Raw genomic sequence first — 26,351 nt, 5'->3', positions numbered from 1 at the left:
GGGCATGGCACGGGTCGTCCCGCTAACGTGGAGTCATGGTCGAGGTGCGCGAGTGGACACGCAGCGATACCGCGCGGTTCTTCCGCGTCCCGACGCCGGACGACGACAAGTACGCCCGCGGCGTCGTGGCGCTGCGCACCGGGTCGCCCGCCTACCCCGGTGCCGCCGTGCTCGGCGTCGAGGCCGCGTGGCGGGCGGGCGCCGGGTTCGTGCGGTACGTCGGGGCGACCCGGGTGGCGGATGCCGTCCTCGCGCGTCGTCCGGAGACCGTCGCCGGTCCCGACGCGGGTGGGACGCGCCCGGACGTCTGGGTCATCGGCTCGGGCACGGATCCGGGGGAGCGCAGCGACGCGGAGACCGTGACGCTGCGGGAGATCCTGTCCGGATCGGCCACCGTGATCATCGATGCCGGCGCGCTCGACCTCGCCCCCGGGACGCGTGCCCCCTTCCTCGTGACGCCGCACGCCCGCGAGTTCTCGAGGCTGCGGGAGCGTCTGCGCGTGCCGTCGTCCGAAGAAGATCGCGCTGAGGCGGCGTCGCAGGTCGCCGTGAAGATCGGGGGAACGGTGCTGCTCAAGGGTGCTCGGACCCTGATCGCCGACCCGTCCGGAGCGGTCATCGCTGTGGAGGCCGGGACAGGATGGCTGGCGACAGCCGGCACCGGTGACGTGCTCGCGGGCGTGCTCGGCGCGGTGACGGCCGCGAATCCCGGGGCATCCCTGGCGGAGGTCGCCGCGGCGGGGGCCTGGCTGCATGGCCACGCCGCGCGCATCGCCGCCGGTGTGCTGGAGGGCGCCCCCGGACACCCGATCGTCGCGATGGACGTCGCCGAGGCCCTGCCGTCCGCGATCGCGGACGTCCTGGCGTGAGCCGCATCCGGACGACGCGCGTGGTCGTGCTCTGGTGCGCCTTCGTCGTCGTGCACCTCGTCACAGCCGCGGCGGGCTGGGTGTACCCGAGTCAGCCCATGGGCGACGTGGTCCTCGTCTACGAGCCGTGGGCATCATCGGCGCTCGGCGGCGGAGCGATCGTCGGGGTGACCGAGACCTGGGTCTACCCGCAGCTCGCCCTCGTGCCGATGCTGCTGGCCAAGGCGCTGGCCGTGCCGCTCGTGCCGCTCCTCGGAGTCTCCGGCGCCTACCTGGTCGCCTGGGCGGTCCTGGTCACCGCGCTGGACGCCGTCGCTTTCGGCGTGCTGATCGGACGAGCGCCGTCGCGGCCGCGGCGCGTCGCCGCTTGGTTCTGGTGCGGGGCGATCCTCCTGCTCGGTCCCATCGCGATGTACCGGATCGACGCGGTCACACTCCCTCTCGCGGTGGTCGGCGGCCTCTGGCTCGCGTCGCGACCCGTGGTGGCCGCCGCTCTGCTGACCGCCGGCGCCTGGATCAAGATCTGGCCGGGCGCCCTGCTGCTGGCGGCGCTTGTGGCCGTCCGGGCGCGGTTCCGGATGCTGCTCGCCGCCGCGGCCGTCACCGCCGGGGTCATCGTGGTGCTGCTGCTCCTCGGAGCGGACACCGAGCTGTTCGGCTTCCTGACCGAGCAGACCGGCCGTGGGCTGCAGATCGAAGCCGTGGCGGCGACGCCGTTCCTCTGGCTCGCCGTGTCCGGTGCCGCACGCATCGAGTACAGCTTCGAGATCCTGACATTCCAGATCGTCGCGCCCGCGGCGGACGCCGTCACCGCGGTGCTCACGCCGCTCATGGCGCTGGCCGCCGTCGCCGTGACCGCGATCGGCGCCGTGAAGGCCGTGCGCGGAGCCTCCTTCCCCCGGCTCTTCCCGCCGCTCGCCCTGAGCCTGGTCGCGGTGCTCATCGTGACCAACAAGGTCGGCTCGCCGCAGTTCCAGACGTGGCTGATCGCCCCTGTGGTCCTGTGGATCGTGTTCGACGGCATCAGGGCGCGCGTTCCCGCGCTGCTCGTGCTGACCCTGTGCGCCCTGACCTGCCTGGTCTACCCGCTGAGCTACGACGCGCTGCTCCGGGCCGAACTGCTGCCGGTCCTGGTGCTCACGCTGCGCAACGTCCTCCTTCTCGTGCTTCTCGCCGTCGGCATCCGGGCTCTCGTCCGTGTGCCCGCCCACCATCCTTCGAAAACCAGGGAGTGAACAATGCTGATCGCCTTCTCCGTCGCCCCGAGCGGCACCCCCGCCGGCGGTGCCGAGCGCACCGACGACTCCGTGCACGACGCCGTCGCCGCGGCGGTGCGCGTCGTCCGCGAATCCGGCCTGCCGCACCGGACGACGAGCATGTTCACCGAGATCGAGGGGCCGGACTGGGACACCGTGATGGATGTCGTCAAGCGGGCCACGGAGGCGGTCATGCCGTTCGGCTCGCGGGTCTCGCTCGTGCTCAAGGCCGATATCCGCCCCGGGTACTCCGGCGAGCTCGACGCCAAGATCGAGCGGCTCGAAGCCGCGATCGAGGAGTCCGGGGACCGCTAAGCTGAACCGGTGAATCCCTCGACTGAATCGAGGGGTGCGGCGAAGAGGGCGCTCCTCTCTCTCGCCATCGGCAGTTTCGGCATCGGCATGACCGAGTTCGTGGTCATGGGCCTGCTGCCCGACATCGCCGGCGACCTGCTGCCCACCCTCTGGTCCTCGAGCCGGGAAGATGCCCTGAGCCAGGCCGGCTGGCTCATCTCGCTGTACGCGCTCGGCGTCGTCATCGGCGCCCCGACGATCGCGGGCTTCGTGGCGCGGTACCCGCGTCATCGCGTGATGATCGTCCTGGCGCTGGCCCTGACCGTGTTCAACGCCCTCACCGTGGTGCTCCCGTCCTTCGAGCTCGTCGGCGTCTCGCGCTTCCTGGCGGGGCTCCCGCACGGTGCCTACTTCGGCATCGGAGCGCTCGTCGCGGCCGACGTGATGGGTCCGGGCAACCGGGCCAAGGGCGTCGCGTTCATCCTCACCGGCCTGACGGTCGCCAACGTCGTCGGGGTGCCGCTGGGCACGTTCCTCGGGCAGCAGTGGGGGTGGCGCGCCGCTTTCGCCGTCGTGGCACTCGTCTTCGCCCTGGCCACGCTCGCCATCGCCCTGTTCGTGCCCGCGCATCCCGGTTCGCCGGGACGCACCATGCGCCAGGAGCTCGGGGTCTTCCGCATCCCGCAGGTGTGGTTCACGCTCGGCGTCGGGGCGATCGGCTTCGGCGGGTTCTTCGCGGTCTACAGCTACATCGCACCGGTCGTCACGGAGGTCGCCGGATCGCCGGAGTGGGCGGTGCCGATCATCCTCGTCCTGATGGGCATCGGAATGACTGTGGGCAACCTCGTCGGCGGCCACCTCGCCGACATCGACCTGCGCCGCACGCTGCTGGTCGGACTCGCGGCGATGGCGGCCATGTTCGTCCTCCTCGCCGTCCTGTCCTTCTGGATCGTGACGCTCGCCCTCATGGTGCTGATCGTCGGATTCGTCTCCTCGGTCCTCAGCCCGACCATCCAGACGCGGCTCATGGATGTTGCGGGCGACAACCAGTCGATCGCCGCGGCGATGAACCACTCCGCTCTGAACATCGGCAACAGTCTCGGGGCCTTCCTCGGCGGTGTCGTCATCGCCGTCGGTTGGGGGTTCACGGCCCCTGCCCTGACCGGCGCGGTGCTCGCCGTCGCCGGGCTCGTGATCGCCCTGCTGTCCTACCGCCTCGAAGCCCGGCGCGCCACCGTCAGAGAGCTCATCGCGTCCTAGAGTGGCGGGATGAGCACTCCCGACGAAGCCCTGCCCGTCGCGGGCACCGTCGTTCTGTTGCGTGCCGCCGATCAGGGCTTCCAGGTTCTGCTGGTCCGGCGCCCTGACCGCGGATCCTTCGCCGGTGCGTGGGTCTTCCCTGGCGGCAAGGTCGAGCCGGCCGACCGGCGGGCCGGGGAAGCGGAGAGCGACGATGCGCGGCGGGCCGGCATCCGGGAGACCCGCGAAGAGGTCGGGCTCGCGATCGACGACCTGGTGCCGCTCTCGCAGTGGCGGCCGCCCGTCGAAGCGCCGACGCGTATCCGCACCTGGTTCTTCCTCGCGAGCGCCCCTGACGACGAACCCGTGCCGTCGGCGGACGAGGTGGCGGAGATCGCCTGGGTTAGCCCTGCTGAGGCCCTGGCACAGCACGGCGCCGGCGAATGGGTGCTCTTCCCCCCGACATGGATCACGCTGCACCAGCTCACCGGGTTCGTCGACGCGGAGTCGGCGCTGTCATCCGCAGGCGTCCCGCAGCTCTTCCAGACGCGCGTGCTCGACACCGACGCGGGTCGCGTCTTCGCGTGGGAGCAGGGGCAGCTGGCGGCCGGAACCCTGCCCTGGCGGTTCGCGCCGTCCTGAGCGCAGGCTCAGTCGGCGAGCAGTCGCCGCAGGTGCGTGCCGACGGCTTCCGTCTCGATGAGGAAGCCGTCGTGCCCGAAGTCGCTGGTGAGCACGACCGCATCGCCGCCGACGACGTTCGGGATGCTCCGCGCGATCCGCTGCTGCCCGTCGACGGGGAAGAGCCGGTCGCTGTCGATGCCGATGACGAGGGTCGTGGCGGTGACGGCGCGCAGAGCTTCCTCCACACCGCCGCGATCCCGGCCGACGTCGTGGGAGTTCATCGCCTCGACCAGGGTGATGTAGCTGTTCGCGTCGAAGCGGCGCGTGAACTTGTTGCCGTGGAAGTCGAGGTACGACTCCACCGCGAAGCGACCGCCGTGCCCCAGGGGGGAGACACCGGACTGCCAGGAGCGCTGGAACCGCTGGTTGAGCTCGATCGGGCTGCGATAGTTCAGCAGAGCCATCCGCCGCGCGAGGGCGAGACCGCGGTGCGGGCCGTCGCCGTCGCCGAGGTCGTAGTACTCCCCGCCCTGGAAGCGCGGGTCCATCCGGATCGCCTCGAGCTGCACCGTGTTCAGCGCGATCTGGTCCGCTGTGGTGATCGGGGGAGACGAGAGCACGGCGAGACGCGCGACGCGCTCCGGGTGCGTGACGGCCCACTCGAGAGCGTGCATGCCCCCCATGGATCCGCCGACGACGGCGGCCCACCGGTCGATGCCGAGAGCATCGGCGAGACGCACCTGGGCAGCGACCTGATCGCGGATCGTGAGATAGGGGAAGCGCGACGCCCACTCGTACCCGGTGGGGGCGACGCTCGCGGGCCCCGTCGAGCCCTGGCAGCCGCCGAGCATGTTCGGGGCGATCACGAACCAGCGGTCGGTGTCGAGCGGTGCACCGGGACCGGTGATGTCCTCCCACCACCCGGCGGTCGCGTGGCCCGCGCCGGCCGCCCCGCGCACGTGGCTGTCGCCGGTCAGCGCGTGCAGCACGAGCACCGCGTTGTCGCGGGCCTCGTTGAGCTCGCCCCAGCTCTCGTAGGCCAGCCGGATGCCGGGGAGGACCGCACCGCTCTCGGTCGTGAAGGCCCCGAAGCTCCCGAAGCGTCGACCGCCGACAGGATCCCCGTCGCGCCAGGCGCCGGTCGCCGGGGGGCGGGCGCGGAGCAGCCGTACGTCGGCCTCCGTCACGGGCGCTGAGGGCACCGTGTCCTCGGAGGTCGTCTGCCAGTCCATGGTTCCATTCTCGCCTGGCCGAGGACCCGCCCGGTGAACGTTACGGTTCCGGGACGGATTCCGCGCTCGGGATCCGGATGCTGACGCTCGTCACGGTCGCGAGATGATCGCTGTTCCCGGCGCGTCGCGTCGTGGAACTGTTCACGTCGAGTCCCCGCACGAAGACGTGGTCGATGCGGGCGAGGGGCAGGGAGGCCGGCCACGTCATGCCGAGGGTGCCGTCGGTCGGTCGGACCCAGTCGAGCTCGGAGCGGACCGCGCCCAGGGCCGGGTCCGCCGATGCGGCGTTGAAATCGCCGACGACGATGATCGAGTCCGCCTCGTCGTCGGCGACGGCCTGGGCGATGCCGGACAGCATCATGTCGCGGTCGTGCTGCTGCCCTGGGCGCACCGAGGCCGCATGCAGGACGTAGACGGCGACATCGGCGTCCGGGGTCTGCACCGAGACGCGCAGGGCGCGCTTCCAGTCCAGGCCGAGCGTCAGGGGGACGGCGTCGTCGATCGGGAAACGGCTCCAGACCCCCACGGTCCCGATCGCGTAGGAGTGCGGGTACTCCTCGGCCAGCGCGGCACTGGCCGCGGTGAGGCTGTCGGCGTCCAGTTCTGTGAGGGCGATCACGTCGGCGCCGAGGCTCGCGAGATCGTCAGCCGATGCGGCGGCTCCGCCGGAGTGCGCGCGCACGTTCTGGCTGACGACCGTCACGGGTGCGGCATCCGTCGCCGGGTTCGAGCCCGGTCCCGGGAGCGAAGGGAAGATCGCGAGGGTCCAGGCGAGAGCGGGGACCAGCAGGACGATCAGCACGCGTCGTGCCAGGAAGAGTGCGAGCACGGCCACGATCGCGAGAGCGAGCCCGGTCCACGGCAGGGCTGCAGCTGCGGCCGTGCCGATCACCCCGGGGACCCAGGCGCAGATCACGGCGAACAGCAGGATCAGCCCGGATAGCGCCACGAGCCGCCCGGAGCGCGCACGGGACCGCCGAGACGGCAGTCTCGGGACGGTCGGGCGGGGGGATGTGATGGCGATCGCGGGCTCCTCGGGCAGGACCTCCCATTCTGGGCGATCGTGCTGTGCGATCGCCGTGTGGAGGCACGCGGACGCAGAAGTGCCCCGGGTCGTCGACCCGGGGCACTTCCTTCCGATCCGGAGATCAGGCGCGAGCGGCCTCCGATACGCGGCGTGCCGCAGCGAGAGCCTCTTCGAGGTCGGCCTTCAGGTCGTCGACGTTCTCGATGCCCACCGAGAGACGGACCAGGCCCGGCGTGACGCCGGCCGTGAGCTGCTGCTCGGGCGTGAGCTGCGCGTGGGTGGTCGATGCCGGGTGGATGACGAGCGAGCGCACGTCGCCGATGTTGGCGAGGTGGCTGAACAGCGACAGGCTGTTGACGAACTCGCGACCGGCCTCGACGCCGCCCTTGAGCTCGAACGACAGCACTGCGCCGACGCCCTTGGGGGCGTACTCGTTCGCCTTGGCGTACCAGGGCGAGGAGGGGAGGCCCGAGTAGTTGACCGTCGCGACGTCGTCGCGGCTGTCGAGCCACTCGGCGATCTCCTGCGCGTTCTGCACGTGGCGCTCGATGCGCAGCGACAGCGTCTCGACACCCTGGATGAGGTTCCAGGCGCTCTGCGGCGCGATGGCCGAACCGAGGTCGCGCAGCAGCTGCACGCGGGCCTTGATGATGTAGGCGAGCGGGTCGCCGACCGCGGCGGTGTAGCTGGCGCCGTGGTACGAGGGGTCCGGAACCGTGAGGCCGGGGAACTTGTCGACGTTCTTCGACCACTCGAACTTTCCGCCGTCGATGATGACGCCGCCGATGGTCGTGCCGTGGCCGCCGAGGAACTTCGTGACGGAGTGAACGACGATGTCGGCGCCGAACTCGAACGGGCGGATCAGGTACGGCGTGGCGATCGTGTTGTCGACGATCAGCGGGACGCCGTTCTCGTGCGCGACGTCGGCCACGGTGCGGATGTCGAGGATGTTGATCTGCGGGTTGCCGATCGTCTCCGCGAAGAACAGCTTCGTGTTCGGACGGACCGCGCGGCGCCATTCCTCCGGGTCGTCCTGGTTCTCGACGAAGGTGACCTCGATGCCGAGCTTGGCGAGGGTGTACTTGAAGAGGTTGTACGTGCCGCCGTAGATCGAGCTCGAGGCGACGAAGTGATCGCCGGCCTCGGCGATGTTCAGGACGGCGAACGTGGATGCGGCCTGGCCGCTGGCGAGGACGAGGGCACCGGTGCCGCCCTCGAGCGCGGCGAGGCGCTGCTCGAGCACGTCCTGCGTGGGGTTCTGGATGCGCGTGTAGATGTTGCCGAACTCCGCGAGGGCGAAGAGGTTGGCAGCGTGGTCCGCGCTGTCGAACACATACGACGTGGTCTGGTAGATCGGCGTGGCGCGGGCCTTCGTCACCGGATCGGGCGCGGCACCCGAGTGGATCTGCTTGGTCTCGAAGCGCCAGGACTCGGGTGCGGTCATGTGTTCCCCCTGGAACGATTGAAGGTCGGATGGCGGATGCCGTTGCAGCGAGAGTACGGAATATCGGCTCGTGTCAACAAGGACCGGGAAATGTGACGTAACAGTGCCGGACCGCGAAATCGCGCGGGAACATCGTACGGTGGAGGCATGGTGATCAGACGTGCAGTGGTGACAGGTGCGAGCTCCGGGATCGGTGCGGCGACGGTGCGCGAGCTCCGCACCCGCGGATGGGATGTCGTCGGAGTCGCACGACGCGAGGATCGGCTGACGGCCCTCGCCGAGGAGACCGGGGCCTCGGCCATCGCCTGCGACCTCACCGACGCCGCGGCCGTCGACGCCCTGGTGGCCGAGCTCGAGAAGTCCGGGCCCGTGCACGCCCTCGTGCAGGTGGCCGGTGGAGCGCGGGGAACGGATCGCGTCGAGGACGCGTCGATCGACGACTGGCAGTGGATGTTCGACGCCAACGTGCTGGCGACGCAGCGCCTGGTGTCGGGACTGCTCCCGCTGCTGCGCCTCGCGGCCGCAGCGGATGGCCACGCGGACACCGTCTTCATCACGTCGACGGCCGCGCAGACGGCCTACGCCGGCGGGGCGGGTTACAACGCCGCCAAGGCCGCCGAGGCGATGCTGGTGCGGGTTCTGCGTCAGGAGCTGAACGGCGAGCCGATCCGCGTCGTCGAGGTCGCGCCGGGCATGGTGCACACCGAGGAGTTCACGCTGAACCGTCTCGGCGGCGACACCGTGGCGGCGGAGGCCGTGTACTCGGGTGTGGAGGCCCCGCTCCTCGCCGGCGACGTGGCCGATGTGATCGCCTACGCGCTGGAGTCTCCGGCTCACGTCAACCTCGACCTCATCACGATGCGTCCGGTCGCGCAGTCGGCGCAGCATCTCCTGGCGCGCGGCCCGCTGCGGGTGCGGTCCATCGACTGACGATGGCCCGTACCCTCGCCGAGCTCGCCGCTGACGGGCAGATCGATCCGGGATGGGCCGCAGCGCTCGCGCCGGCGCAGGACGAGATCACCGCCCTGGGGGAGCGGCTCCGCACCGAGCAGGCCGCCGGTCGCGGATATCTTCCTGCCGGTGAGAACGTGCTGCGCGCCTTCCAGCGACCGCTGTCCGACGTGCGGGTGCTGATCACCGGCCAGGATCCGTATCCGACTCCCGGGCATCCGATCGGTCTGTCCTTCGCCGTCGACCGCGAGGTGCGCCCGCTCCCGCGCAGCCTCGCCAACATCTACAAGGAGCGTGAGAGCGATCTCGGCATCCCGCCCGCTCCGCACGGCGACCTGACGGCGTGGAGCGACCAGGGCGTGCTGCTGCTCAACCGAGTCCTCACCGTGCAGCCGGGTGCGGCGGCGTCGCACCGCGGCTGGGGCTGGGAGGGCGTCACCGAGCTCGCGATCCGGACCCTCGTCGCCCGCGACCAGCCGCTCGTCGCGATCCTGTGGGGGAAGGACGCCGCGAACCTGCAGCCTCTGCTCGGCGAGACGCCGGTCATCGCGTCAGCGCATCCCTCGCCGCTCTCCGCCCGCCGCGGCTTCTTCGGCTCCCGGCCCTTCTCCCGGGCGAACGCCCTCCTCGAGGAACTCGGCGCCGATCCGGTGGACTGGAGAGTGGAGGGCGAAGCGCCTTCCTCCCTAAGCTGAACCCATGCAGTTCGAGCCGGGGGACCGTCGTCGCGTCCTGCCGCGCCATCTGCGCCCGGAGGCGGCACCAGAGGTGTTCTCCTACGCGATCCGTCCCGCACGGGCCAATGATCTCGCGCACATCCGGGAGATCTACAACCACTTCGTGAGCAACTCCGCGGTGACGCTCGACGAGCGACGCAGCAGCATCCCGTACTGGCGGGACAAGTTCGCCCTGCTCGAGCGCCTCCAGCTGCCGTTCCTCGTGGCCGTCTCGCCGGCCGGCGTCGTGATCGGCTACGCGCTGGCGCAGCCGTGGGCAGGCAAGAACGCCTACCGCTACACCGTGGAGGACTCGATCTACCTCGGCCCCGGCGCCGGGGGCAAGGGGCTCGGCGCCGCTCTCCTGCAGGCGCTCATCGACGCGTGCGAGCAGATCGGACTGCGCGAGATGGTCGCCGTCATCAGCGACAGCGGCGCCGAGGCGTCGATCCGGCTCCACGCGAAGCTGGGTTTCGTCGAGGCGGGACGCATGGGTCGCGTCGGCTACAAGTTCGGCCGCGATCTCGGGACGGTCTACATGCGTCGCGTGCTCAAGCCGACCGGACGGCGACGCCGAAGCCTCTTCGGCGGGCGCTGAGACGGATCGTACGGGTCAGGAGCCGGGGATCACCGGGATCGCGGAGAGCAGCGCCTTCGTGTAGTCGTGCTGCGGGTGCAGGAGCACCTCCGTCGTGGAACCTCGCTCGACGACGTGTCCGTCCTTCATCACGACGACCGTGTCGCACAGGTTCTGCACGACTCCGATGTCGTGCGACACGAGCAGCAGGGTGAGGTCGGTCGTGCGGCGCAACTCAATCAGCAGCTCGAGGATCTGCGCGCGCACCGTGACGTCGAGCGCGGACAGCGGCTCGTCTCCGACCAGGATGCGCGGCCGGTGCACGATGGCCCTGGCGATCGCGATCCGCTGGCGCTGCCCGCCGGAGAACTCATGCGGGTAGCGATCGGCCATCGCGGGTTCCAGTCCGACCTGCTCCAGCACCTCGCGGACCCTCGCCCGATGGTCGCCCTCGATGTCGAGCGCCCACAGCGGCTCGCGCACGATCTGCCCCGCCGACATCCGCGGATCCAGCGAGGCGTAGGGGTCCTGGAAGACCAGCCCGGTCTCTCGGCGCAGCCAGTGCAGGGACTTCGCGGAAGCCGTGGCGTCCACGGGCCGTCCGCCCACGCTCACCGTGCCGGTCGTCGGGCGATCGAGCCCCAGCAGCAGGCGGACGAGCGTGGACTTGCCGGAGCCGGACTCGCCGATGATCCCCACGGACGATCCCTCGACGACATCGAGATCGTTCGGCGCGAGTGCGGTCTGTCTGCGGGTGCGCTCGAAGGTCGAGCGCTTCGGGACGACGAAGTCCCGGCTCAGCCCGCGCGCTTCGATCAGGCTCATGCCGGACCTCCTTCCGGTCGCCAGAGCGTCGCCGTGGCGTCGCGCAGCAGCGCTTGCGTGACGGGCGAGGTCGGTGCGGTCAGGAGCGTGGTCACGGGTGCGGCCTCGACCACGCGTCCGTGCTCGAGGACGACGCCCTCTGTCGCCACCTGCGCGAGCACCGCGAGATCGTGGGTGATGAAGACGAGCGACATGCCCTCCTCTGCCACGAGCGAGAGCAGCAGCGAGAGGATCTCGGATTGGATCGTGACGTCGAGCGCAGTGGTCGGCTCATCGGCGATCAGCAGTCGCGGACGGCAGGCGAGCGCCATCGCGATCGCCACCCTCTGCCGCTGGCCGCCGGAGAGCTGGTGCGGGTAGCGATCCACGATCGAGGCGGGGTCGGGCAGGCGGACGCGTTCCGCCTCGGCGATCGCACGATCTCGAGCCTCGCGGCGACCGAGCCCTTCGTGGATGCGGATGGACTCCGCGATCTGCCGGCCGACCGTCCGGATCGGATTGAGCGCGGTCCTCGGTTCCTGGAAGACGATGCCGATGTCGTCGCCGCGCAGCTTCGCGAGCTCGCGATCCGGCATGCCGATCAGCTCGGTGCCGTCCCATCGGATGCTGCCGCTCGCGGTGGCGCCTTCGGGGAGGAGCCCGAGCACCGCGAGGGCGGTGAGCGACTTGCCGGAGCCGGATTCGCCGATCAGCCCGAGACGGGAGCCGTCCGGCACGTCGAAGGAGATGCCGTCGACCACTCGACGTCCGTCGATCTCGACGACGAGATTCTCGACCGCGAGCGTCATGCGATCACCGCCGGGGTGTGGAGCTCCGCCGCGCGGTGGCGCAACGTCGGGTCCGTCGCCTCGCGCAGGCCGTCGCCGAGCAGGTTGAGGGCGAGGACCGTGATCGTGATCGTGAGCCCTGGCCAGATCACCGACAGCGGATGGACGCCGATGTAGCGCTGCAGGTCGGCCAGCAGGATGCCCCAGCTCGGTTCGACCACCGATGCGCCGAAGCCGAGGTACGACAGTCCGGCCTCGGCGAGGACCGCGACGGCCATCGACCAGGAGAGCTGCACGATGAAGACGGGTGCGACGTTCGGCAGCAGGTGCCGCGTCAGGCTCTGCCGGGGAGTGAGGCCGGAAGCACGGGCTGCGAGGACGAAGTCGCTCTGCTGCACTCGGCGCAGCTCCGGACGGGTGACGCGGGCGATGTTGACGCCGAACCCGATCCCGACCGCCCAGATGACGACCCAGAGGGAGCCACCCCAGACCGAGGAGATCATCATGGCGATCAGCAGCACGGGGAACGCGATGAGGATGTCGACGAACACCGCGACGGTCTCGCGCACCCAGCGGACGGTGAGGGCGCCGAGCGCCGCGAGGGAGATGCCGATGACGGTGGCCACCACGCCGGCGCCGACGCTGACGAAGACGGCCGTCCGTGAGCCGGCCATGATCAGGCTGAGGATGTCGCGGCCGGTGTCGTCGGTGCCGAGCAGGTGGGGCCAGCTCGGCGGCAGCCAGCGATCGCCGATGTTCGACGACTGCGGGTCGAACGGCGTCCAGAACGATGACACGAGCGCGGTGACGGCGATCACTGCGACGACGATGAGTCCGAAGCGGCCCGTCGCCGTGGCCCAGAGCCGCGACAGCCAACGGGGGGTCATGCGGCCTCCCGCTGTCGGGGGTCGATCGCGCGGTGCAGCAGGTCGACGAGGAAGCCGATCACGAGCACGAAGCCGGTCAGCACGAGCAACTCGCTCTGCACCTTGATCAGGTCGCGGGTGCCGACGTCCGCCACGAGCATCCGCCCGATGCCGGGGAGCGTGAACAGCTGCTCGATGACGACGGATCCCACGATGATCCCGGCCACCTGGAGTCCCAGCACCGTGATGATCGACAGGCCGACGGCGGGGATGCCGTGCTGGATCAGTGCTCGCGTGCGCGTCAGGCCCTTCGCCGCGGCTGTGCGGACGAAGTCCTGGCCCGCCGCCTGCAGGGTGGCGCTGCGGACGAAGCGCATGAGCATCGCTCCCTCGACGATCCCGATCGTGAGCGCGGGGAGAAGGAGGGCCTCGATGGCGCGACCCGGCGTCGACCAGCCCGTGCGCGGGAACCCCTGGGGCGGCAGCCAGCCGAGCCAGACCGAGAAGACCACGATGAGCATCATGCCCGCCCAGACGACAGGCACGGCCGCGAGCGTCTGCGCGCCGACGCTGAGCGCGGTGCCGCCGCGTCGGCCGCGGAGAAGTGCGGCGAGGATGCCGAAGGGCACGGCGATCAGGATCGCGATCAGCAGCGCCATGATCCCGAGAGGGACGGTGACCTGCGCCTTGAGGAACAGCTCCTCGCCGACCGATGCTCCAGAGAGCAGCGAGGTGCCGAGGTCGCCCCGGAAGATGCCGCCGATCCAGTCGGTGTACTGCGTGAGGAGCGGACGGTTCAGCCCGAGCGACTCGCGGAGAGCGTCGACCTCGGCGGGGGAGGCCTGGGTGCCGGCGATCAGCTGGGCGACGTCGCCGGGGAAGACTCTCAGCGTCAGGAAGATGAGCACGCTCGACACGAGGAGCCCTGCGATCAGCAGGGCCCCTCGGACGAGCGCGTAGCGGAGCACGGAGGGCCGACCGCTCCTACTTCTCGGCGGAGACGGTGACGCCGGCGAGGTTGATGCGCGAGTTGATCGAGTCCTCGGGGAACCCGGCGACGATCGGGCTCACCGCTGTGAGGGTCTCGCCGTTGTACAGCCAGTCCGCGGCGTGATCCTCGGAGACGATGCGTGCCGCCTGCGCGAGGAGTTCGGCGGACTTGTCGGGATCCACCTCGGCCTGAGCCTGCTCGTAGAGACCCTGGACCTCGGCGTTGTCGTAGCCGAAGTAGTAGTCCGGATTCGCGAAGTTGCCGAAGTCGCGCGGCTCGACGTGGAGCACGAAGCTGAGGTCGTAGTCGTGGTTCGTGTAGACGTCTTCGAGCCAGGCCGGGAACTCCACGGAGTCGACCTCCAGCGTCACGCCGACCTTCGCGAAGTCCGAGATCAGGACCTTCGGCACGGTCGTCCCGTAGAAGCTCGGGATCGTCAGGGTCAGCTCCAGGTCCTTCTGACCCGCTTCGGCGAGCAGTTCCTTGGCCTTCTCGGGATCGTACGAGATCACGTCGGAGAGGTCCTCGTAGCCCGGGTCGAGCTCCGGGATCGGCCCGTAGAGCGTGGTGCCGGCGCCGACCGCCTCGATGAGGGCCTCATGGTCGATCGCCAGGCGCAGCGCTTCGCGCACGCGGACGTCGTCGAGCGGTGCCTTCTTGTTGTTGAAGGCCAGCGTCGCCTTGTCGGTGGTGCGACCCTTCGTGAGCGTGAAGTCGCCGGAGTCCTCGAGCTGCGATGCGAGGTTCGGGTCGACCGCCGTCAGGACGTCGACGTCGCCTGCGAGCGCGGCGTTCACGCCGGCCGTGAAGTCGGGGATGTACTGGAACTCCACCTCGGCCACTCCGGCCGCTTCTCCCCAGTAGTCGTCGTTCCGCGCGAACGTGATGGTGCTGCCCTTGCTCCAGCGCGTGAGGGTGAAGGGACCCGTGCCGTTCTCGGCCGTCTTGAGGTCTGTCGTGTCGCCGGACTTGAAGATCAGGCCGGCGGGTCCGGTGAGCGCGAACAGGAAGTTCTGATTCGGCGCGGACAGCACGATCTCGACGGTCGTGGCGTCGGGGGCGGTGATCGAGGCGACCGAGGCGAACTCCGCGTTGCCCTGCACCGTCGTGTCGGTGCGCACGGTCTCGTAGGAGGCGACGACGTCGGCCGACGTGAGCGGCGTGCCATCGTGGAAGAGCACACCGTCGTTCAGCGTGAAGGTGTAGGTGAGTCCGTCGGCGGACACCTCGTAGTCGGAGGCGATCCGTCCCTCGATCTCGTTGTCCTGCGTGCGTGTCACGAGACCCTCGTAGATGTTGTCGATGAGGATCTGCTCGATGGCGGCGCCGCTGGTGTGCCGGATGTCGAGGTTGGTCGGCTCGAGGACCAGACCGACGTGCAGGGTGGCGTCCGGGTCGGGCTTCCCGGGAGAGGACGACGGGGTCTCTGCGGGGGTGCCGGTGCAGGCGCTGAGGATGACGGCGGTCGCCGCGAGGGCGGAGATCAGAGCAAGACGTCGGGTGCGTCGGAACATGAGGCGTTTCCTCTCGGTGCGGCAGTTGCTGTGTGCCGCTGGATCGAGCCTAGAGATGGGTGGAGGGATGCGGGGCGGTTGTGGAACGAATCGTCACAATCCGCTGCCCGTCGGGGTGCCCGCTGCGGTGGACGCGATGAGGTCGGCGAGTGCGGCCGGGGCTGTCTCCTGCACGTTGTGAGTGGCGTCGAGGACGACCACTCGCGCCTCCGGCATCCGGCGCCGCAGCTCGGCGGCATCCGGTTCGCTGACGAACCCGCGGCTGGCGCGCACCAGGGTGATCGGTGCGCGGACGGCCGCCATGTCGTCCCAGCCGGTCTCATGCAGCACGGAGGGGGCGACGGCTGACCCGGGATCGTGGGCCGCGAGCGCCTGGGCGACGAGATGCGCGAAATGATGCTTCCACTCGATGCGCCCGTCGGCGCGGACACGAGTGTTGAGGAAGACCCCGCGTTCGGTCTCCGGCCGGGTTCCCCCGAAGCCGAGCGACATCGCCTTGTCGACGAGTTCGTCGCGGGTGGCGAAGTCGGTGTGTCCCTCGTAGAACGCGCGCAGCGCGGCCGGTCCGGCGCTCACGTCGATGCCGGGGGTGATGTCGACGATGACCAGCGCCGACACGAGATCCGGTCGGGTGGCGGCGAGGGCCGCGCCGGTGAGCCCGCCGAGCGACTGGCCGACGATGAGCTGGGGCTGTTCGGTCCAGGCGTCGAGAGCCGCGGCGACATCGACGGCGAGCGTGCGCGGCGTGTAGTCGGCGTCGGACCGCCAGGAGGAGTCGCCGTGTCCGGCGAGGTCGATCGCCAGCAGGGGCTGCCGCATGGCCAGCGAGGTGGTGTCCCAGGTGTGCGCGTTCAGCCCGGCACCGTGCAGCAGCGTGACCCGTGGCGCCTCAGTGCCGAAGCGCAGCGCGCTCACCGTGCGACCATCCGGGAGGGAGAGCGCGATGCGCTCGACCGGGGGAGAGGCACGCCCAGAGCGTCGGCCTGTGCGGGAAGATAGCTGAACTCGGTGATGTCGATCGCCACGTCCATATTCTGCTCCTCGTCTTCGGCGGCAGGAAATTGGAGAGCGATATGACAAGCAATGTGGAGACATTATTGAACATATTCGCGTCCAGGACATGTCCGCGTTGATCATTTCGCATTTCGCTGACCTTGCGCGGTCGCGAACATGCTGCCTCGACGGCGAATATCATGGAGACATGAGCGAGACGCGCGTGCACCTGTCCAAGACCGAGCCGGCGGCTTATCAGGCGCTCGACGCGTTCGCGCGGACGGTCGGCGACATCTGCGCCGCGAACGGCATCGACGATCGGCTCAAGGAGATCGTCATGATCCACTGCTCGCAGCTGAACGGGTGCAGCTACTGCGCCCGCCTTCACGTCGATCGGGCGCTCAAGGCCGGTCTCGACACCGACACGATCACCCAGATCCCGGTGTGGCGGGAGAGCGGCGTGTTCAGCGACAGGGAGCGCGCGGCGCTCGAGCTCGCCGAGGCGTTCACCTTCATCTCCGAGGACGGCGTGTCCGACGAGGTCTACGACCTGGTCGGCAGCGTCTTCACCGAGAAGGAGTACGCGGCGTTGAGCTGGGCCTGCGTCTCCATCAACGCCTTCAACCGCATCGTCATCGCCGGCCGCTACCCGGTGCCGCCGCGCACCCCGCAGGCGCAGGCATGACGATCCTCGACATCGACGGCGTCAACAACGTCCGCGACGTCGGGGGGATCCCCGCGGAGGGCGGACGGATCCGCTCGGGAGTTCTGCTGCGATCAGGGCAGCTGTCGGGAGTGACGTCCGCGGGTGCCGCGGTGCTGCAGGGCAGCATCCAGCACATCGTCGACCTGCGCGACGGAGAAGAGGTCGCGGCCGAGCCCACCGAGATCGAGGGCCCGGAGACCACGCACCTTCCGCTGTTCCTCGGCTCCGTGCGCTCGTTCTTCGAAGCGGACACGAGCCTCGATGATCTCTACCTGCATCTGCTCGAGGAGAGCGGAGAACGCCTGGTGGAAGCCATCCGGATCATCGCGGCGGGTGAACCCACACTCGTGCACTGCACCGTGGGCAAGGACCGCACCGGCGTGACCGTCGCCCTCGCGCTGTCCGCGGTCGGCGCTGATCGCGAGGCCGTGATCGCCGACTACGCGCTCACCGAGTCGCAGCTGCCGGTACAGCGATCGCAGCGCATCGCGGAATATCTCCGATCGCAGCATCCGGAGGCCGTGCACGCCGTCGCCCTCGCGACGCAGTCACCGGCGCCGGTGATGCGGAACCTGTTGGAGCAGATCGACGAGCGCTGGGGATCGGCGGCCGGTTATCTGCGCGCCAAGGGGATGACGGATGCCGAGCTGACCTCGCTGAAGAAGGCACTGGTCGAGGAAGGTTAGGCAAGCCTTCACTTGGTGTACGATGGAGTCACCATGAACACCTCCCTCGAGCTCCGCAGCACGCGCGCCCAGCGCCGCGAAGCGCGTCGCCGTGCACACCACCTGGTGACCGCTGACGAGCACTCGCTCGCCGACCTGGAGATGTTCCTGGCCACCCTTCCGCTGTGTGCCTCCGGCCGCATCTTCATCGAGGTTCCCGACGCGTCCGACATCGGCGTGGTCGAGGCTCCCGGACGCATGACCGTGACGTGGCTCGCCCGCGGACAGCGGTCCGGCACGCCCGGGTCCGGGCGCTCCTGCGCACCGGGACAGGCTCTCGCGCGCGCCACCTGCGCGTGGGCGGACGAGATGATGTGCGACGACGAGATCCAGACGAACGTCACTCTTCTCGGCGGCTACCTCGGCACGGCCGACATCGTCGATCACCTGACGAACACGCTCGACATCCAGCCGGCGCTCATCCACGCTCCCGAGCGTTTCGGGCTGCTGCCCGCCGACCGCTGATCCCTCAGCGCCCGCGTCGCACGTAGTTGCCGTCCTCCAGGCCCGCCTCGATCTCGAAGCGGTTGCGCAGAGGATCGCGTCCGGCGAACAGGTAGAGCAGTGGCATCAGGAAGCCGTAGCGCAGCCACTGCTCCTTGTGCACCGCCTCGTGACGGAGTACAGCGTCGGTCGGACGCGTATCCCCGGTCAGGAAGCACCCGCCGACGCAGACACCGCCGCGGTTGAACGTCCATTTCGGCATGCCCTGGAAGATCCAGAGACCCGCGCGGCGCTCCACAGGGCCCGTGCTCCACAGGGAGCCCCAGAGCCAGCCCACCGCCGTGCCCCACCAGTAGCCGGCGCGGCTGATCGGCGACCGGAGCAGGAAGGCGGGGATGCGGCGATCGAATCGTCGCCCGCGGGCGAGCGCAGCCTCGGCCTTCGGTCGCCAGTCGCCGCTCACGCGACAGCCCCGACGAGTCGGAGAAGAGCGCCGAGATCGTCGACCGCATCCGCCGGCGAGCGAGGAGCGAAACCGGCGATCGTGGCGCCGGCGAGCGGGACCTGCTCCCGCAGCCGACGGATCGCCGCGCTGAGCGCGGCGGGGGAGGCTCCGAACGGGGCGGCGGACGACACCCCGGCGAGGTCGGAGGGATCGAGCACGTCGACGTCGATGTGCACCCACACGCGGGAGGCTCCCGTGGCGCGGACGGCCTCGGCCAGCGCATCCGTGCGATCGAGGTCGTCGACCGAGAGCTGCGTGAGCGTGTCGAGCTGGTCGATCTCGGCGTCGTCGACATCGCGCATGCCGACGGTGATGACGCGATCGCGAGAGATGCCGGGGGAGAGCACGATCTGCTCCTCGCCCTGACCCAGCACGGCGCGCAGCGCCATCCCGGCGAAGGCTCCGGATGGCGAGGTCTCCGGCGTGTGGAGGTCGCCGTGGGCGTCGCACCACACCACGGCGACGTCGTCCGTCCCACCCGGTATCGCGGCGAGAGCGGCGACGGTGACGCTGCAGTCGCCGCCGATGATGATCGTGTCCTCCTGCAGGTGCTCGCGCAGCAGTTCGCGGGTGCGCAGCAGCGCGCTCAGGCGACGGACGCCCGTGCCCAGCGACTCACCGGCCTCGACGGGCGCGTCGAGCACGGTCGTGGCTGCGCGCGGAAGGTCGCCGGCGATCGCGGAGGCGCCGTCGACGAGGAGCATCGCACGCGGTGCGGGCGAGCCCTGCCACTGCGGAACGACCAGGAATCGCACCATGGGTTGCCTCCGGGGGAGAAAGCGCCGATGCCCCGGACTCTGGTGGTGTCCGGGGCATCAGCGGGGTGTGTCAGGAGCCTTCGATGGCCTGGCGGGGAGCGGCGCCGCCGGCCTTGAGCTCGGCGAGGCGGGCCTCGACCTCGGTCAGCTCGCCGAGGTCTTCCAGGCTCTCGAACTGCGCGTCGAGGCTGGAGGCCGCGAGCTCGATCTTGCCCTGAGCGATGGCCTCCTGGCGGCGGACCTTGTCTTCGAAGCGCCCCAGCTCGCTCGTGGGGTCGAGGACGTTGATCGAACCGACGGCATCCTGCACCTTGGTCTGCGCCTCGGCGACCTTGGCGCGGGCGAGCAGCTCGCTGCGCTTGTTCTTGAGTTCGCCGAGCTTGTCCTTCATGCCGTTGAGGCCGCTCTTGAGCTTGTCGACGATCTCGGTCTGGGCGGCGATCTGCGGCTCGGCACCGGTGGCCTCGCGCTCGGCGCTGATCTGGCGCTGCAGTGCGATCTTCGCGAGGTTGTCGAACTTGTCGGCATCCGTCGAGTTCGTCGCGCGCATCTCGTCGGCCTTGCGGCTGGCGGCGAGGGCCTTGTTGCCCCACTCGGTGGCGGCCTGGACGTCTTCCTCGTGGTCGCGCTCGAGCAGGCGCAGGTTGCCGATGGTCTCGGCGATCGCGGACTCGGCGTCGGCGATGCTGTTCGTGTAGTCGCGAACGAGCTGGTCGATCATCTTCTGCGGGTCTTCCGCAGAGTCGAGGAGCGAGTTGATGTTCGCGCGGACGAGGGTCGAGATACGTCCGAAGATGGACTGCTTGGTCATGCGTGGTTCCTTTCAGAGGGACGGATTCGTGAACTGTCGATGAGTGTCGATGTGCGGATCAGAAGCGCCTACCTCCGGATCGTCCACTGCGGCCGCTGCTGCTGCGGGAGCTGCTCCGTGAGCTGCTGCGGGAGCCGCCGCCGAAGCCGGAGCTGCGGTAGCCGCCGCCTCCACCGGATCGCCAGCTGCTGCTGCGCGAGGAGCTTCCGCCTCCGCCGCCTCCGGAGAGGAGACCGCCGATAATGCCGCCGAGGATGTCGCCCCCGAGTCCGGAGCCGCCGGACGAGCCGGAACCGCCGAACAGCCCGCCTCCCCAGCTGTCGTCCGTGGAGGCGGGGGAATTGTAGGACTGCACGTCGGACTGGGCGGCGTAGGTCGCCTGCCGCACGAGTTCGACCGCCCGGTTGGCCTCGGCCAGCGCTGCGTCGGCATCCGTCGCACGCAGATTCTGCGCCTGCGTCAGGCTGGCCTCGGCAGCGGCGAGGCGCGTGCGTGCGGTGGAACCGACCGTGCCACGGCGGGTCTCGATGAACTCGCGCGTCGCACGGATCTCGGAGTTCGCCTGGGTCAGCGTCTGATCGAGAACCTGCTGCACCCGGCGGCCGCGTTCCACGGTCTCCCGACCGTGCGCGAGAGCGGCGTCGATCTGCGTGTTCGCGGCCGTCAGCGTCTCGAGCGCGGCCTGAGGATTACGGGTCGCGCCGGCGAGCTGCGTCTGCGCCAACTGAAGATGCTGGGCCGTCGCGGATGCGGCTGCGGCGATCGAGCCGTCGGCGTCCGGAAGCTGCGGGGCGGCGGTGAGGTCGCCCTGCAGGTCGGCGATCAGCGCCTGCGCCTGGGTCTCGATCGTCGCGAGCTCCTGCCCGAGTGCCGTGATGGCCTGCGCGAGCTGCGCCGACTGCGCGACCGACTGCTCGGCGGTGCGGATCGCGAACGCCGCTTCGCCGGGTCGCCCCGCCGCGATCGCCTGGGCGGCGGCCTCGATCGACCGATCCGCGAGGGTGGCGCGCTCCTGCGCGTGAGCGGGGTTGTCCGACACGGTGCTGAGGGCTGCGGGATCGTACGAGGCCGACAGCGTCGCCAGAGCGGGAGCGGCTGCGGCCAGAACCGGCGCCAGCGCGGCCCGCTCGCCGCGGACCCTCTCCAGCTCCTGGGGGGCGTTCTGCTCGAGCTTGCGCAGTTCGTCGAACGCCTCGGTGTTCTCTTCGAGGACATCGCCGATCTCATCGGAGATCTGAATGATGCGGATGTGCCATGCCCGACGGTCCTGGACCGTGTCCTCGATCTCGTCGTCGAGCTTCTGCTTGAGATCGAACGCCTCGGACATCTTCGCCTTCGCCGCTTCGACGGCGTGCGTGAACTCGGCCGTGGCGCCCTCGCCGAACTGCGCGACGGCGAATCCGAGCTCTTCCTTGCTCGAGGTGATCGCATCGTCGGCCTGCACGAGCGCGATCCCCGCCTGGGTCTCGACCTGCTCGTCGGTGAGCGTGGAGAACGGATCGTTCGGGTCGGGCGTCTCGGGCATCGCGCCGCGCCGCCGCACCTCCGCGTTCCGCCGGGAGCGGCGGACGAGCGCGATGACGAGCCAGAGGAGCAGGCCCGCGGCGACGACGGCTCCGATGATCAGCGCCACCCGCAGAGCGCCGGCGCCGCCGTCGCCCTGGATCTCGTCGGCCGCGAGCGTGATCGCGCCGACCCAGTCGTTCTGCGAGGCGAGCGGGACCATCTTGTTCTCGACGTCGTCGAGCTTGGCGTCGCTCAGCGGGCCGTCGGGTGCGGCCGAGATGTAGTAGCTTCGGCCCTCCACGGCGATCGCGAGAAGGTACTGCTCGGAGCCGAGGTTGTTGCTCTGCGCGACGGTGTCCGCCCACTCGGCGTTGTCGGAGGGGGAGGAGAAGTCATCGACGAGGACGACGAAGAGGTCGGCGTTCGAGTTCGCGCTCAACTCCGTCAGGCGGGCCTCGACGGTCTCCTCTTCCGCGGAGCTCAGCACCCCGGCGTCGTCGGTGACGTACCCGGAGTCGAGCGTGAGCGGATCGGTGGCGGATGCCGCGGAGGCGGAGAACGCCCCTGCGACGGCGGCCACGGTCAGCGCGGCCAGCGTGAGCCACCGTTTCGTCATGCTTTTCCCTCCGACCGGCAGCCGAGCCCCATGGCACGAGTCTATGCACAGAGGCCGACACGCGACAGCACTCGATGCCTGATCTCCGTTCGCCATCAGCGGAGACACATACGCTGGAAGGCATGGATGACAGGTACGGATCGGATGTGCTGTCGGCAGGCTGGCGCGAGCGCGGGGTGAAGAAGGTGCCCCAGGTGCCGGCCGAGACCGACCTCGTGGTCGAGGTCGCGGACGACGGCTACTGCGGTGCCGTGACCCGTGTGCAGGGCGGCAACGTCGAGCTCGAGGACCGCCTCGGCCGCAAGCGCCTGTTCCCGCTCGGCGGAGGGTTCCTCATCGACGGCGCACCGGTGCGACTGGTCGTTCCCGCCGCGAAGGAGCAGGGGCCGCGGCGCACGGCATCCGGATCCTTCGTCGTGGGTGATCAGCGCGCGCGCGTCGCCCTGCCCAGCCGCATCCTCGTCGAGGGCAAGCACGACGCGGAGCTCGTCGAGAAGGTCTGGGGAGCCGACCTGCGCGTCGAAGGCGTGGTCGTCGAGTTCCTGCAGGGCGTCGATCTGCTCGACGAAATGCTCGCCGCCGAACCGCCGAGTGCGAGCCGCCGCTACGGCGTGCTCGTCGACCACCTCGTGCCCGGATCGAAGGAGTCCCGCATCGCGGACGCCGTGGCCCGCGGTCCGCACGGCCGTCACCTCCGCATCGTCGGCCACCCCTTCGTCGACGTGTGGCAGTGCGTGACGCCGCGCGCACTCGGGATCGCGAAATGGCCGGAGATCCCGCGCGGCACCGACTGGAAGACCGGCATCTGCCGGGCGTTCGGCTGGCCGTACGAGACCCAGGGGGACACCGGGCGAGCCTGGCAGCACATCCTCTCGAAGGTCACGACCTACCGCGATCTGGAGCCCGCGCTGCTGGGCCGCGTCGAGGAGCTCATCGACTTCGTGACCGCGCCGGCGGAGTGAGCCTCTCCGCCGACTACCCTGGATTCATGCCCGAACCCCGCACTTTCCGTGACGAGCCGGTGTCCTTCGTGCGCCGCAGCGGCCGCATGTCCGAGGCGCAGGACCGCGCCTTCTCGGACCTGGCCCCGCACTACCTGCTCGACGTCCCGCGGGACGTGGCCTGGACCTCTGTGCACCCGGAGGCGCGCCTGGATCCGGCCTCGGAATACGGTCGCGCCGCCGACCTCTACGTCGAGATCGGCTCGGGGCAGGGGCACGCGATCGTCGCGGCGGCCTCGTCGCGCCCTGCCGACGACTTCCTCGCCGTCGAGGTCTTCCGTGCCGGACTCGCGCGCACCATGCTCGACGCCGATCGGGAGGGTGCCCGCAACCTCCGCGTGGTCGAGGCCAACGCGCCCGAGGTTCTGGCCTCGTTCCTCCCGGAGGCTGCGGCCCGGGAGGTGTGGATCTTCTTCCCCGACCCGTGGCACAAGAAGAAGCACACCAAGCGGCGCCTCGTGCGCGCGGGCTTCGCCGACAACGCGGCCAGAGCGCTGCGCGACGGCGGACTTCTGCGACTCGCCACCGACTGGGAGGACTACGCCCTGCAGATGCGTGACGTGCTCGATGCGGAGCCGCTGTTCGAGCGCGCGTTCGACGGCGAGTGGGCCGACCGCTTCGACGGTCGGGTCATGACCGCGTTCGAGCGCAAGGGCATCGCGAAGGGGCGCGACATCCGCGATCTCGTGTATCGGCGCCGGGACCGCGCGTGACCGTCGTGCGGGGCGATACCGCGCTCCAGCGCGGCATCGCCCCCGCGCTCCTCGTCTGCGCCGCCGCGCCCGCGTTCTTCGTCCTCGAGATCCCGTGGCTCGGCTGGGCGCTGCTGGCGCTGGGCGTCGGTGCCGCCTGGTTCGTCGAGCGGGGGAGGGTGACGGCATCCGCTCCCTCTCTCACCAGGGACCTGTCGCTCATCGCCGTGGGCATGCTGATCGTCAGCATCATCCCGCTCGCCGCCGAGCTCGACAACCTGGCGATGCTCAGGTTCACCCTGGCGCTGGGTGGGGCGGTCGTCGTGCCCTATGTGATCTCGCGGTTCCTCTACCGCGACCGCGCGATCAGCTTCCCCTGGCGCACGCGCCGCCGATGGGGGCGCCTCCAGTGGGGCTGGCTCGTCGCGGTGCTCGTGCTCGGGTGGCTGATCCTGCCGTTCTACTTCATCACGAGCGGCGTCTACCAGAACTGGCCGGTCGTCGACACGCCCGAACTCATCGTGCGCCTGTTCGTCGGCGTCGGCGCCGTGGGCATCTGGGACGAGCTGTTCTTCATCTGCACGGTGTTCGCCCTGCTGCGGCGGCACTTCCCGGACATGGTCGCCAATGTGCTGCAGGCGATCGTGTTCGTGTCGTTCCTCTGGGAGCTCGGCTACCGGGAGTGGGGTCCGCTGCTCACGATCCCGTTCGCTCTCCTGCAGGGCTTCATCTTCCTGCGGACGCACTCGCTCGCCTATGTCGTCACGGTCCACCTGCTGTTCGACGCGGTCGTGTTCGCGGTCCTCGTGCACGCGCACAACCCCGGACTTCTGCCGATCTTCCTCGTCTGAGCCTGCCGGTCTGAGAGAATCAGTCCATGCTCATCGTCGGTCTCGTCCTCGCCGCAGCAGCCGCGGCCTTCCACGTGTTCATCTTCGCGCTCGAGTCGCTGAAGTGGACCGAGCCCGAGACGAGGAAGATCTTCGGCGTGGCCAGTGAGGCGGATGCCGTCACGATGAAGCAGCTCGCCTTCAACCAGGGCTTCTACAACCTCTTCCTCGCGCTGACGACGCTGCTCGGCATCGGCCTCGTGATCGTCGGCTCACCCACCGTCGGGTTGACGCTCGTCTTCGCCGGCACCGGCATGATGGCCGCCGCCGCGCTCGTGCTGGTGCTCTCGGACCGCACGAAGGTCCGCGCCGCGGTGATGCAGGGAACGCTCCCGCTCCTCGCCGTGATCGGCACGGCGATCGGCATCGCCCTCAGCTGACAGGGGTGACATCCGGTCCACCAGCAGCCACACTCGTTGCATGGCCGACTGGGTGCTGCATGTGGACATGGATCAGTTCATCGCCGCTGTCGAGGTGCTCCGCCGCCCCGAACTCGCCGGCCGCCCGGTGATCGTCGGCGGACGCGGTGATCCGACGGAGCGCGCCGTGGTCTCGACCGCGTCCTACGAGGCGCGAGCGTTCGGCATCGGCTCGGGGATGCCGCTCAAGATCGCCGCGCGGAAGGCGCCGGAGGACGCCGTCTTCCTGCCGGTCGATCACGAGGCGTACGCATCTGCCTCCGCAGACGTGATGGCGGCGCTGCGTACGCTCCCCGGCATCGTGCTGGAGGTGATCGGATGGGACGAGTGCTTCCTCGGGGTGACCACCGACGACCCGGAGCGGACGGCTCGCGACGCGCAGGCCGCCGTGCTCGAGGCGACCGGACTGCACTGCTCCGTCGGCATCGGCGACAACAAGGTGCGCGCCAAGATCGCGACCGAGTTCGGCAAACCGCGCGGTACCTTCCGGCTCACCGAGGACAACTGGTTCGAAGTGATGGGCGCGAAGCCCACGCGCGATCTGTGGGGCGTCGGATCGAAGGTGCAGAAGCGTCTCGCGGAACACGGCATCGAGACGGTCAGAGAACTCGCCGACGCCGACGAACAGGAGCTGGTGACGGAGTTCGGCCCGAAGATGGGTGTCTGGTACCACGGGCTTGGCTCCGGCCTCGGACCGCACGTCGTCGACGACACGCCGTGGGTCGCGCGCAGTCACAGCCGCGAGACGACCTACCAGCAGAACCTCACGACCGCGGCGGAGGTCGAGACCTCGATCCGTGAGCTGGCCGGTCACGCCTTCGACGACTGCGCCGCGGAGGGGCGGCCGGTCATCCGTGTGCATCTGAAGGTGCGGTACGCGCCCTTCGAGACGAAGACGTTCGGCCGCAAGCTCCCGGACCCGACCGATCGGCGTGCCGACGTCATCGACGCGGCGGTCGCGCTCGGGTCCACGCTGGACGCCGAGCGCGAGATCCGCCTGCTGGGCGTGCGCGCCGAGATGGCGATGCCGGACGAGGGCGACGCCGTCGAACGGACGCCGGTGCGAGGGCGGATCTGAGCAGGGGAGCCGAGG

At 69.9% G+C, this 26,351-nt stretch carries 29 protein-coding genes; 16 read left to right on the top strand and 13 right to left on the bottom strand.

Features of this window, described 5'->3' with window-relative positions; translation table 11 throughout:
- Positions 1-35 precede the first annotated feature (35 nt).
- The 5 genes from ABS642_RS06115 to ABS642_RS06095 are packed head-to-tail and all read left to right on the top strand — an operon-like array spanning position 36 to position 4,300.
- On the top strand, positions 36-869 hold the full coding sequence (locus ABS642_RS06115) for an ADP/ATP-dependent (S)-NAD(P)H-hydrate dehydratase (RefSeq protein WP_350352625.1): 834 nt from the start codon (positions 36-38) through the stop codon (positions 867-869).
- Entirely contained in the window at positions 866-2,104 is a 1,239-nt protein-coding gene (locus ABS642_RS06110; protein ID WP_350352624.1) for a hypothetical protein, read from the top strand. The genes ABS642_RS06115 and ABS642_RS06110 overlap by 4 nt, the downstream gene beginning before the upstream one ends.
- A 3-nt stretch (positions 2,105-2,107) precedes the next feature.
- Positions 2,108-2,440 carry a thiamine-binding protein gene (locus tag ABS642_RS06105; protein ID WP_350352623.1) on the top strand — a complete coding sequence of 111 codons (333 nt, stop codon included), beginning with the start codon at positions 2,108-2,110 and terminating at the stop codon, positions 2,438-2,440.
- A 9-nt stretch (positions 2,441-2,449) separates the two neighbouring features.
- Positions 2,450-3,679 (top strand): MFS transporter, encoded by a 1,230-nt coding sequence (locus ABS642_RS06100; RefSeq protein WP_350352622.1) that lies wholly within the window; start codon positions 2,450-2,452, stop codon positions 3,677-3,679.
- A 9-nt stretch (positions 3,680-3,688) separates the two neighbouring features.
- Entirely contained in the window at positions 3,689-4,300 is a 612-nt protein-coding gene (locus ABS642_RS06095) for an NUDIX domain-containing protein (protein ID WP_350352621.1), read from the top strand.
- 8 nt (positions 4,301-4,308) lie between these two features.
- Here the strand turns inward: ABS642_RS06095 and ABS642_RS06090 are convergent, their stop codons facing one another.
- The 3 genes from ABS642_RS06090 to ABS642_RS06080 form a co-directional block, all read right to left on the bottom strand.
- Complete coding sequence (locus ABS642_RS06090) at positions 4,309-5,514, bottom strand: homoserine O-acetyltransferase (RefSeq protein ID WP_350352620.1); 1,206 nt, start codon at positions 5,512-5,514, stop codon at positions 4,309-4,311.
- A gap of 40 nt (positions 5,515-5,554) precedes the next feature.
- Complete coding sequence (locus ABS642_RS06085; RefSeq protein WP_350352619.1) at positions 5,555-6,463, bottom strand: endonuclease/exonuclease/phosphatase family protein; 909 nt, start codon at positions 6,461-6,463, stop codon at positions 5,555-5,557.
- A gap of 199 nt (positions 6,464-6,662) precedes the next feature.
- Positions 6,663-7,985, bottom strand: coding sequence for a bifunctional o-acetylhomoserine/o-acetylserine sulfhydrylase (locus tag ABS642_RS06080; protein WP_282213800.1), 1,323 nt, complete (start codon positions 7,983-7,985; stop codon positions 6,663-6,665).
- 147 nt (positions 7,986-8,132) lie between these two features.
- Here ABS642_RS06080 and ABS642_RS06075 point away from each other — a divergent pair, with 147 nt between their 5' ends.
- The 3 genes from ABS642_RS06075 to ABS642_RS06065 are packed head-to-tail and all read left to right on the top strand — an operon-like array spanning position 8,133 to position 10,250.
- A complete protein-coding gene (locus ABS642_RS06075; protein WP_282213799.1) occupies positions 8,133-8,915 on the top strand; it encodes an SDR family oxidoreductase in 783 nt (260 codons plus the stop codon).
- A gap of 2 nt (positions 8,916-8,917) precedes the next feature.
- Positions 8,918-9,631: a uracil-DNA glycosylase gene (locus ABS642_RS06070; protein WP_350352618.1), complete on the top strand. Its 714-nt coding sequence runs from the start codon at positions 8,918-8,920 to the stop codon at positions 9,629-9,631.
- 4 nt (positions 9,632-9,635) lie between these two features.
- Positions 9,636-10,250, top strand: a complete 615-nt coding sequence (locus tag ABS642_RS06065; RefSeq protein WP_350352617.1) for an N-acetyltransferase family protein — start codon at positions 9,636-9,638, stop codon at positions 10,248-10,250.
- 15 nt (positions 10,251-10,265) lie between these two features.
- Here the strand turns inward: ABS642_RS06065 and ABS642_RS06060 are convergent, their stop codons facing one another.
- The 6 genes from ABS642_RS06060 to ABS642_RS06035 all read right to left on the bottom strand — a co-directional run bounded on the left by ABS642_RS06060 (position 10,266) and on the right by ABS642_RS06035 (position 16,107).
- Positions 10,266-11,054, bottom strand: coding sequence for an ATP-binding cassette domain-containing protein (locus ABS642_RS06060; protein ID WP_350352616.1), 789 nt, complete (start codon positions 11,052-11,054; stop codon positions 10,266-10,268).
- Complete coding sequence (locus tag ABS642_RS06055; RefSeq protein WP_350352615.1) at positions 11,051-11,842, bottom strand: ABC transporter ATP-binding protein; 792 nt, start codon at positions 11,840-11,842, stop codon at positions 11,051-11,053. The genes ABS642_RS06060 and ABS642_RS06055 overlap by 4 nt, the downstream gene beginning before the upstream one ends.
- Complete coding sequence (locus tag ABS642_RS06050; protein WP_350352614.1) at positions 11,839-12,708, bottom strand: ABC transporter permease; 870 nt, start codon at positions 12,706-12,708, stop codon at positions 11,839-11,841. The genes ABS642_RS06055 and ABS642_RS06050 overlap by 4 nt, the downstream gene beginning before the upstream one ends.
- Complete coding sequence (locus ABS642_RS06045) at positions 12,705-13,655, bottom strand: ABC transporter permease (RefSeq protein ID WP_282213793.1); 951 nt, start codon at positions 13,653-13,655, stop codon at positions 12,705-12,707. The genes ABS642_RS06050 and ABS642_RS06045 overlap by 4 nt, the downstream gene beginning before the upstream one ends.
- A gap of 16 nt (positions 13,656-13,671) precedes the next feature.
- Entirely contained in the window at positions 13,672-15,192 is a 1,521-nt protein-coding gene (locus tag ABS642_RS06040; protein WP_282213792.1) for an ABC transporter substrate-binding protein, read from the bottom strand.
- Between the two features lie 93 nt (positions 15,193-15,285).
- Positions 15,286-16,107 carry an alpha/beta hydrolase gene (locus ABS642_RS06035; protein ID WP_350352613.1) on the bottom strand — a complete coding sequence of 274 codons (822 nt, stop codon included), beginning with the start codon at positions 16,105-16,107 and terminating at the stop codon, positions 15,286-15,288.
- A gap of 286 nt (positions 16,108-16,393) precedes the next feature.
- On the opposite strand from ABS642_RS06035, the gene ABS642_RS06030 reads away from it, so the two are divergent.
- Genes ABS642_RS06030 through ABS642_RS06020 form a run of 3 tightly spaced genes read left to right on the top strand, consistent with a single transcriptional unit; the run spans position 16,394 to position 18,081 of the window.
- A complete protein-coding gene (locus ABS642_RS06030; RefSeq protein WP_282213790.1) occupies positions 16,394-16,870 on the top strand; it encodes a carboxymuconolactone decarboxylase family protein in 477 nt (158 codons plus the stop codon).
- Positions 16,867-17,577 carry a tyrosine-protein phosphatase gene (locus tag ABS642_RS06025; RefSeq protein ID WP_350352612.1) on the top strand — a complete coding sequence of 237 codons (711 nt, stop codon included), beginning with the start codon at positions 16,867-16,869 and terminating at the stop codon, positions 17,575-17,577. The genes ABS642_RS06030 and ABS642_RS06025 overlap by 4 nt, the downstream gene beginning before the upstream one ends.
- Positions 17,578-17,610: 33 nt before the next feature.
- Positions 17,611-18,081, top strand: coding sequence for an SIP domain-containing protein (locus tag ABS642_RS06020; RefSeq protein WP_350352611.1), 471 nt, complete (start codon positions 17,611-17,613; stop codon positions 18,079-18,081).
- A gap of 4 nt (positions 18,082-18,085) precedes the next feature.
- On the opposite strand, the gene ABS642_RS06015 is transcribed toward ABS642_RS06020, so the two are convergent.
- From ABS642_RS06015 to ABS642_RS06000, 4 genes are all read right to left on the bottom strand, one after another.
- Complete coding sequence (locus ABS642_RS06015) at positions 18,086-18,523, bottom strand: Fe-S oxidoreductase (RefSeq protein WP_282213787.1); 438 nt, start codon at positions 18,521-18,523, stop codon at positions 18,086-18,088.
- Positions 18,520-19,323 carry an arginase family protein gene (locus tag ABS642_RS06010; protein WP_350352610.1) on the bottom strand — a complete coding sequence of 268 codons (804 nt, stop codon included), beginning with the start codon at positions 19,321-19,323 and terminating at the stop codon, positions 18,520-18,522. Before ABS642_RS06010 ends, ABS642_RS06015 begins: the two co-directional genes overlap by 4 nt.
- 70 nt (positions 19,324-19,393) lie before the next feature.
- Positions 19,394-20,134 (bottom strand): PspA/IM30 family protein, encoded by a 741-nt coding sequence (locus tag ABS642_RS06005; protein WP_282213785.1) that lies wholly within the window; start codon positions 20,132-20,134, stop codon positions 19,394-19,396.
- Between the two features lie 58 nt (positions 20,135-20,192).
- Positions 20,193-22,256, bottom strand: coding sequence for a TPM domain-containing protein (locus ABS642_RS06000; RefSeq protein ID WP_350352609.1), 2,064 nt, complete (start codon positions 22,254-22,256; stop codon positions 20,193-20,195).
- 122 nt (positions 22,257-22,378) lie between these two features.
- Here ABS642_RS06000 and ABS642_RS05995 point away from each other — a divergent pair, with 122 nt between their 5' ends.
- The 5 genes from ABS642_RS05995 to ABS642_RS05975 are packed head-to-tail and all read left to right on the top strand — an operon-like array spanning position 22,379 to position 26,336.
- A complete protein-coding gene (locus ABS642_RS05995; RefSeq protein WP_350352608.1) occupies positions 22,379-23,218 on the top strand; it encodes a DUF3097 domain-containing protein in 840 nt (279 codons plus the stop codon).
- Positions 23,219-23,244: 26 nt separating this feature from the next.
- Positions 23,245-23,970, top strand: coding sequence for a tRNA (guanosine(46)-N7)-methyltransferase TrmB (trmB, locus tag ABS642_RS05990; RefSeq protein WP_350352607.1), 726 nt, complete (start codon positions 23,245-23,247; stop codon positions 23,968-23,970).
- Complete coding sequence (locus ABS642_RS05985; RefSeq protein WP_350352606.1) at positions 23,967-24,800, top strand: CPBP family intramembrane glutamic endopeptidase; 834 nt, start codon at positions 23,967-23,969, stop codon at positions 24,798-24,800. The genes trmB and ABS642_RS05985 overlap by 4 nt, the downstream gene beginning before the upstream one ends.
- Positions 24,801-24,826: 26 nt before the next feature.
- Positions 24,827-25,219: a DUF1304 domain-containing protein gene (locus ABS642_RS05980; protein WP_350352604.1), complete on the top strand. Its 393-nt coding sequence runs from the start codon at positions 24,827-24,829 to the stop codon at positions 25,217-25,219.
- Between the two features lie 40 nt (positions 25,220-25,259).
- Positions 25,260-26,336: a DNA polymerase IV gene (locus ABS642_RS05975; protein ID WP_350352603.1), complete on the top strand. Its 1,077-nt coding sequence runs from the start codon at positions 25,260-25,262 to the stop codon at positions 26,334-26,336.
- Positions 26,337-26,351: the final 15 nt, after the last annotated feature.

The organism is Microbacterium sp. A8/3-1, assembly GCF_040267695.1.
GTDB lineage: Bacteria > Actinomycetota > Actinomycetes > Actinomycetales > Microbacteriaceae > Microbacterium > Microbacterium luteolum.
This window is presented reverse-complemented; position numbering and strand designations above follow the sequence as displayed.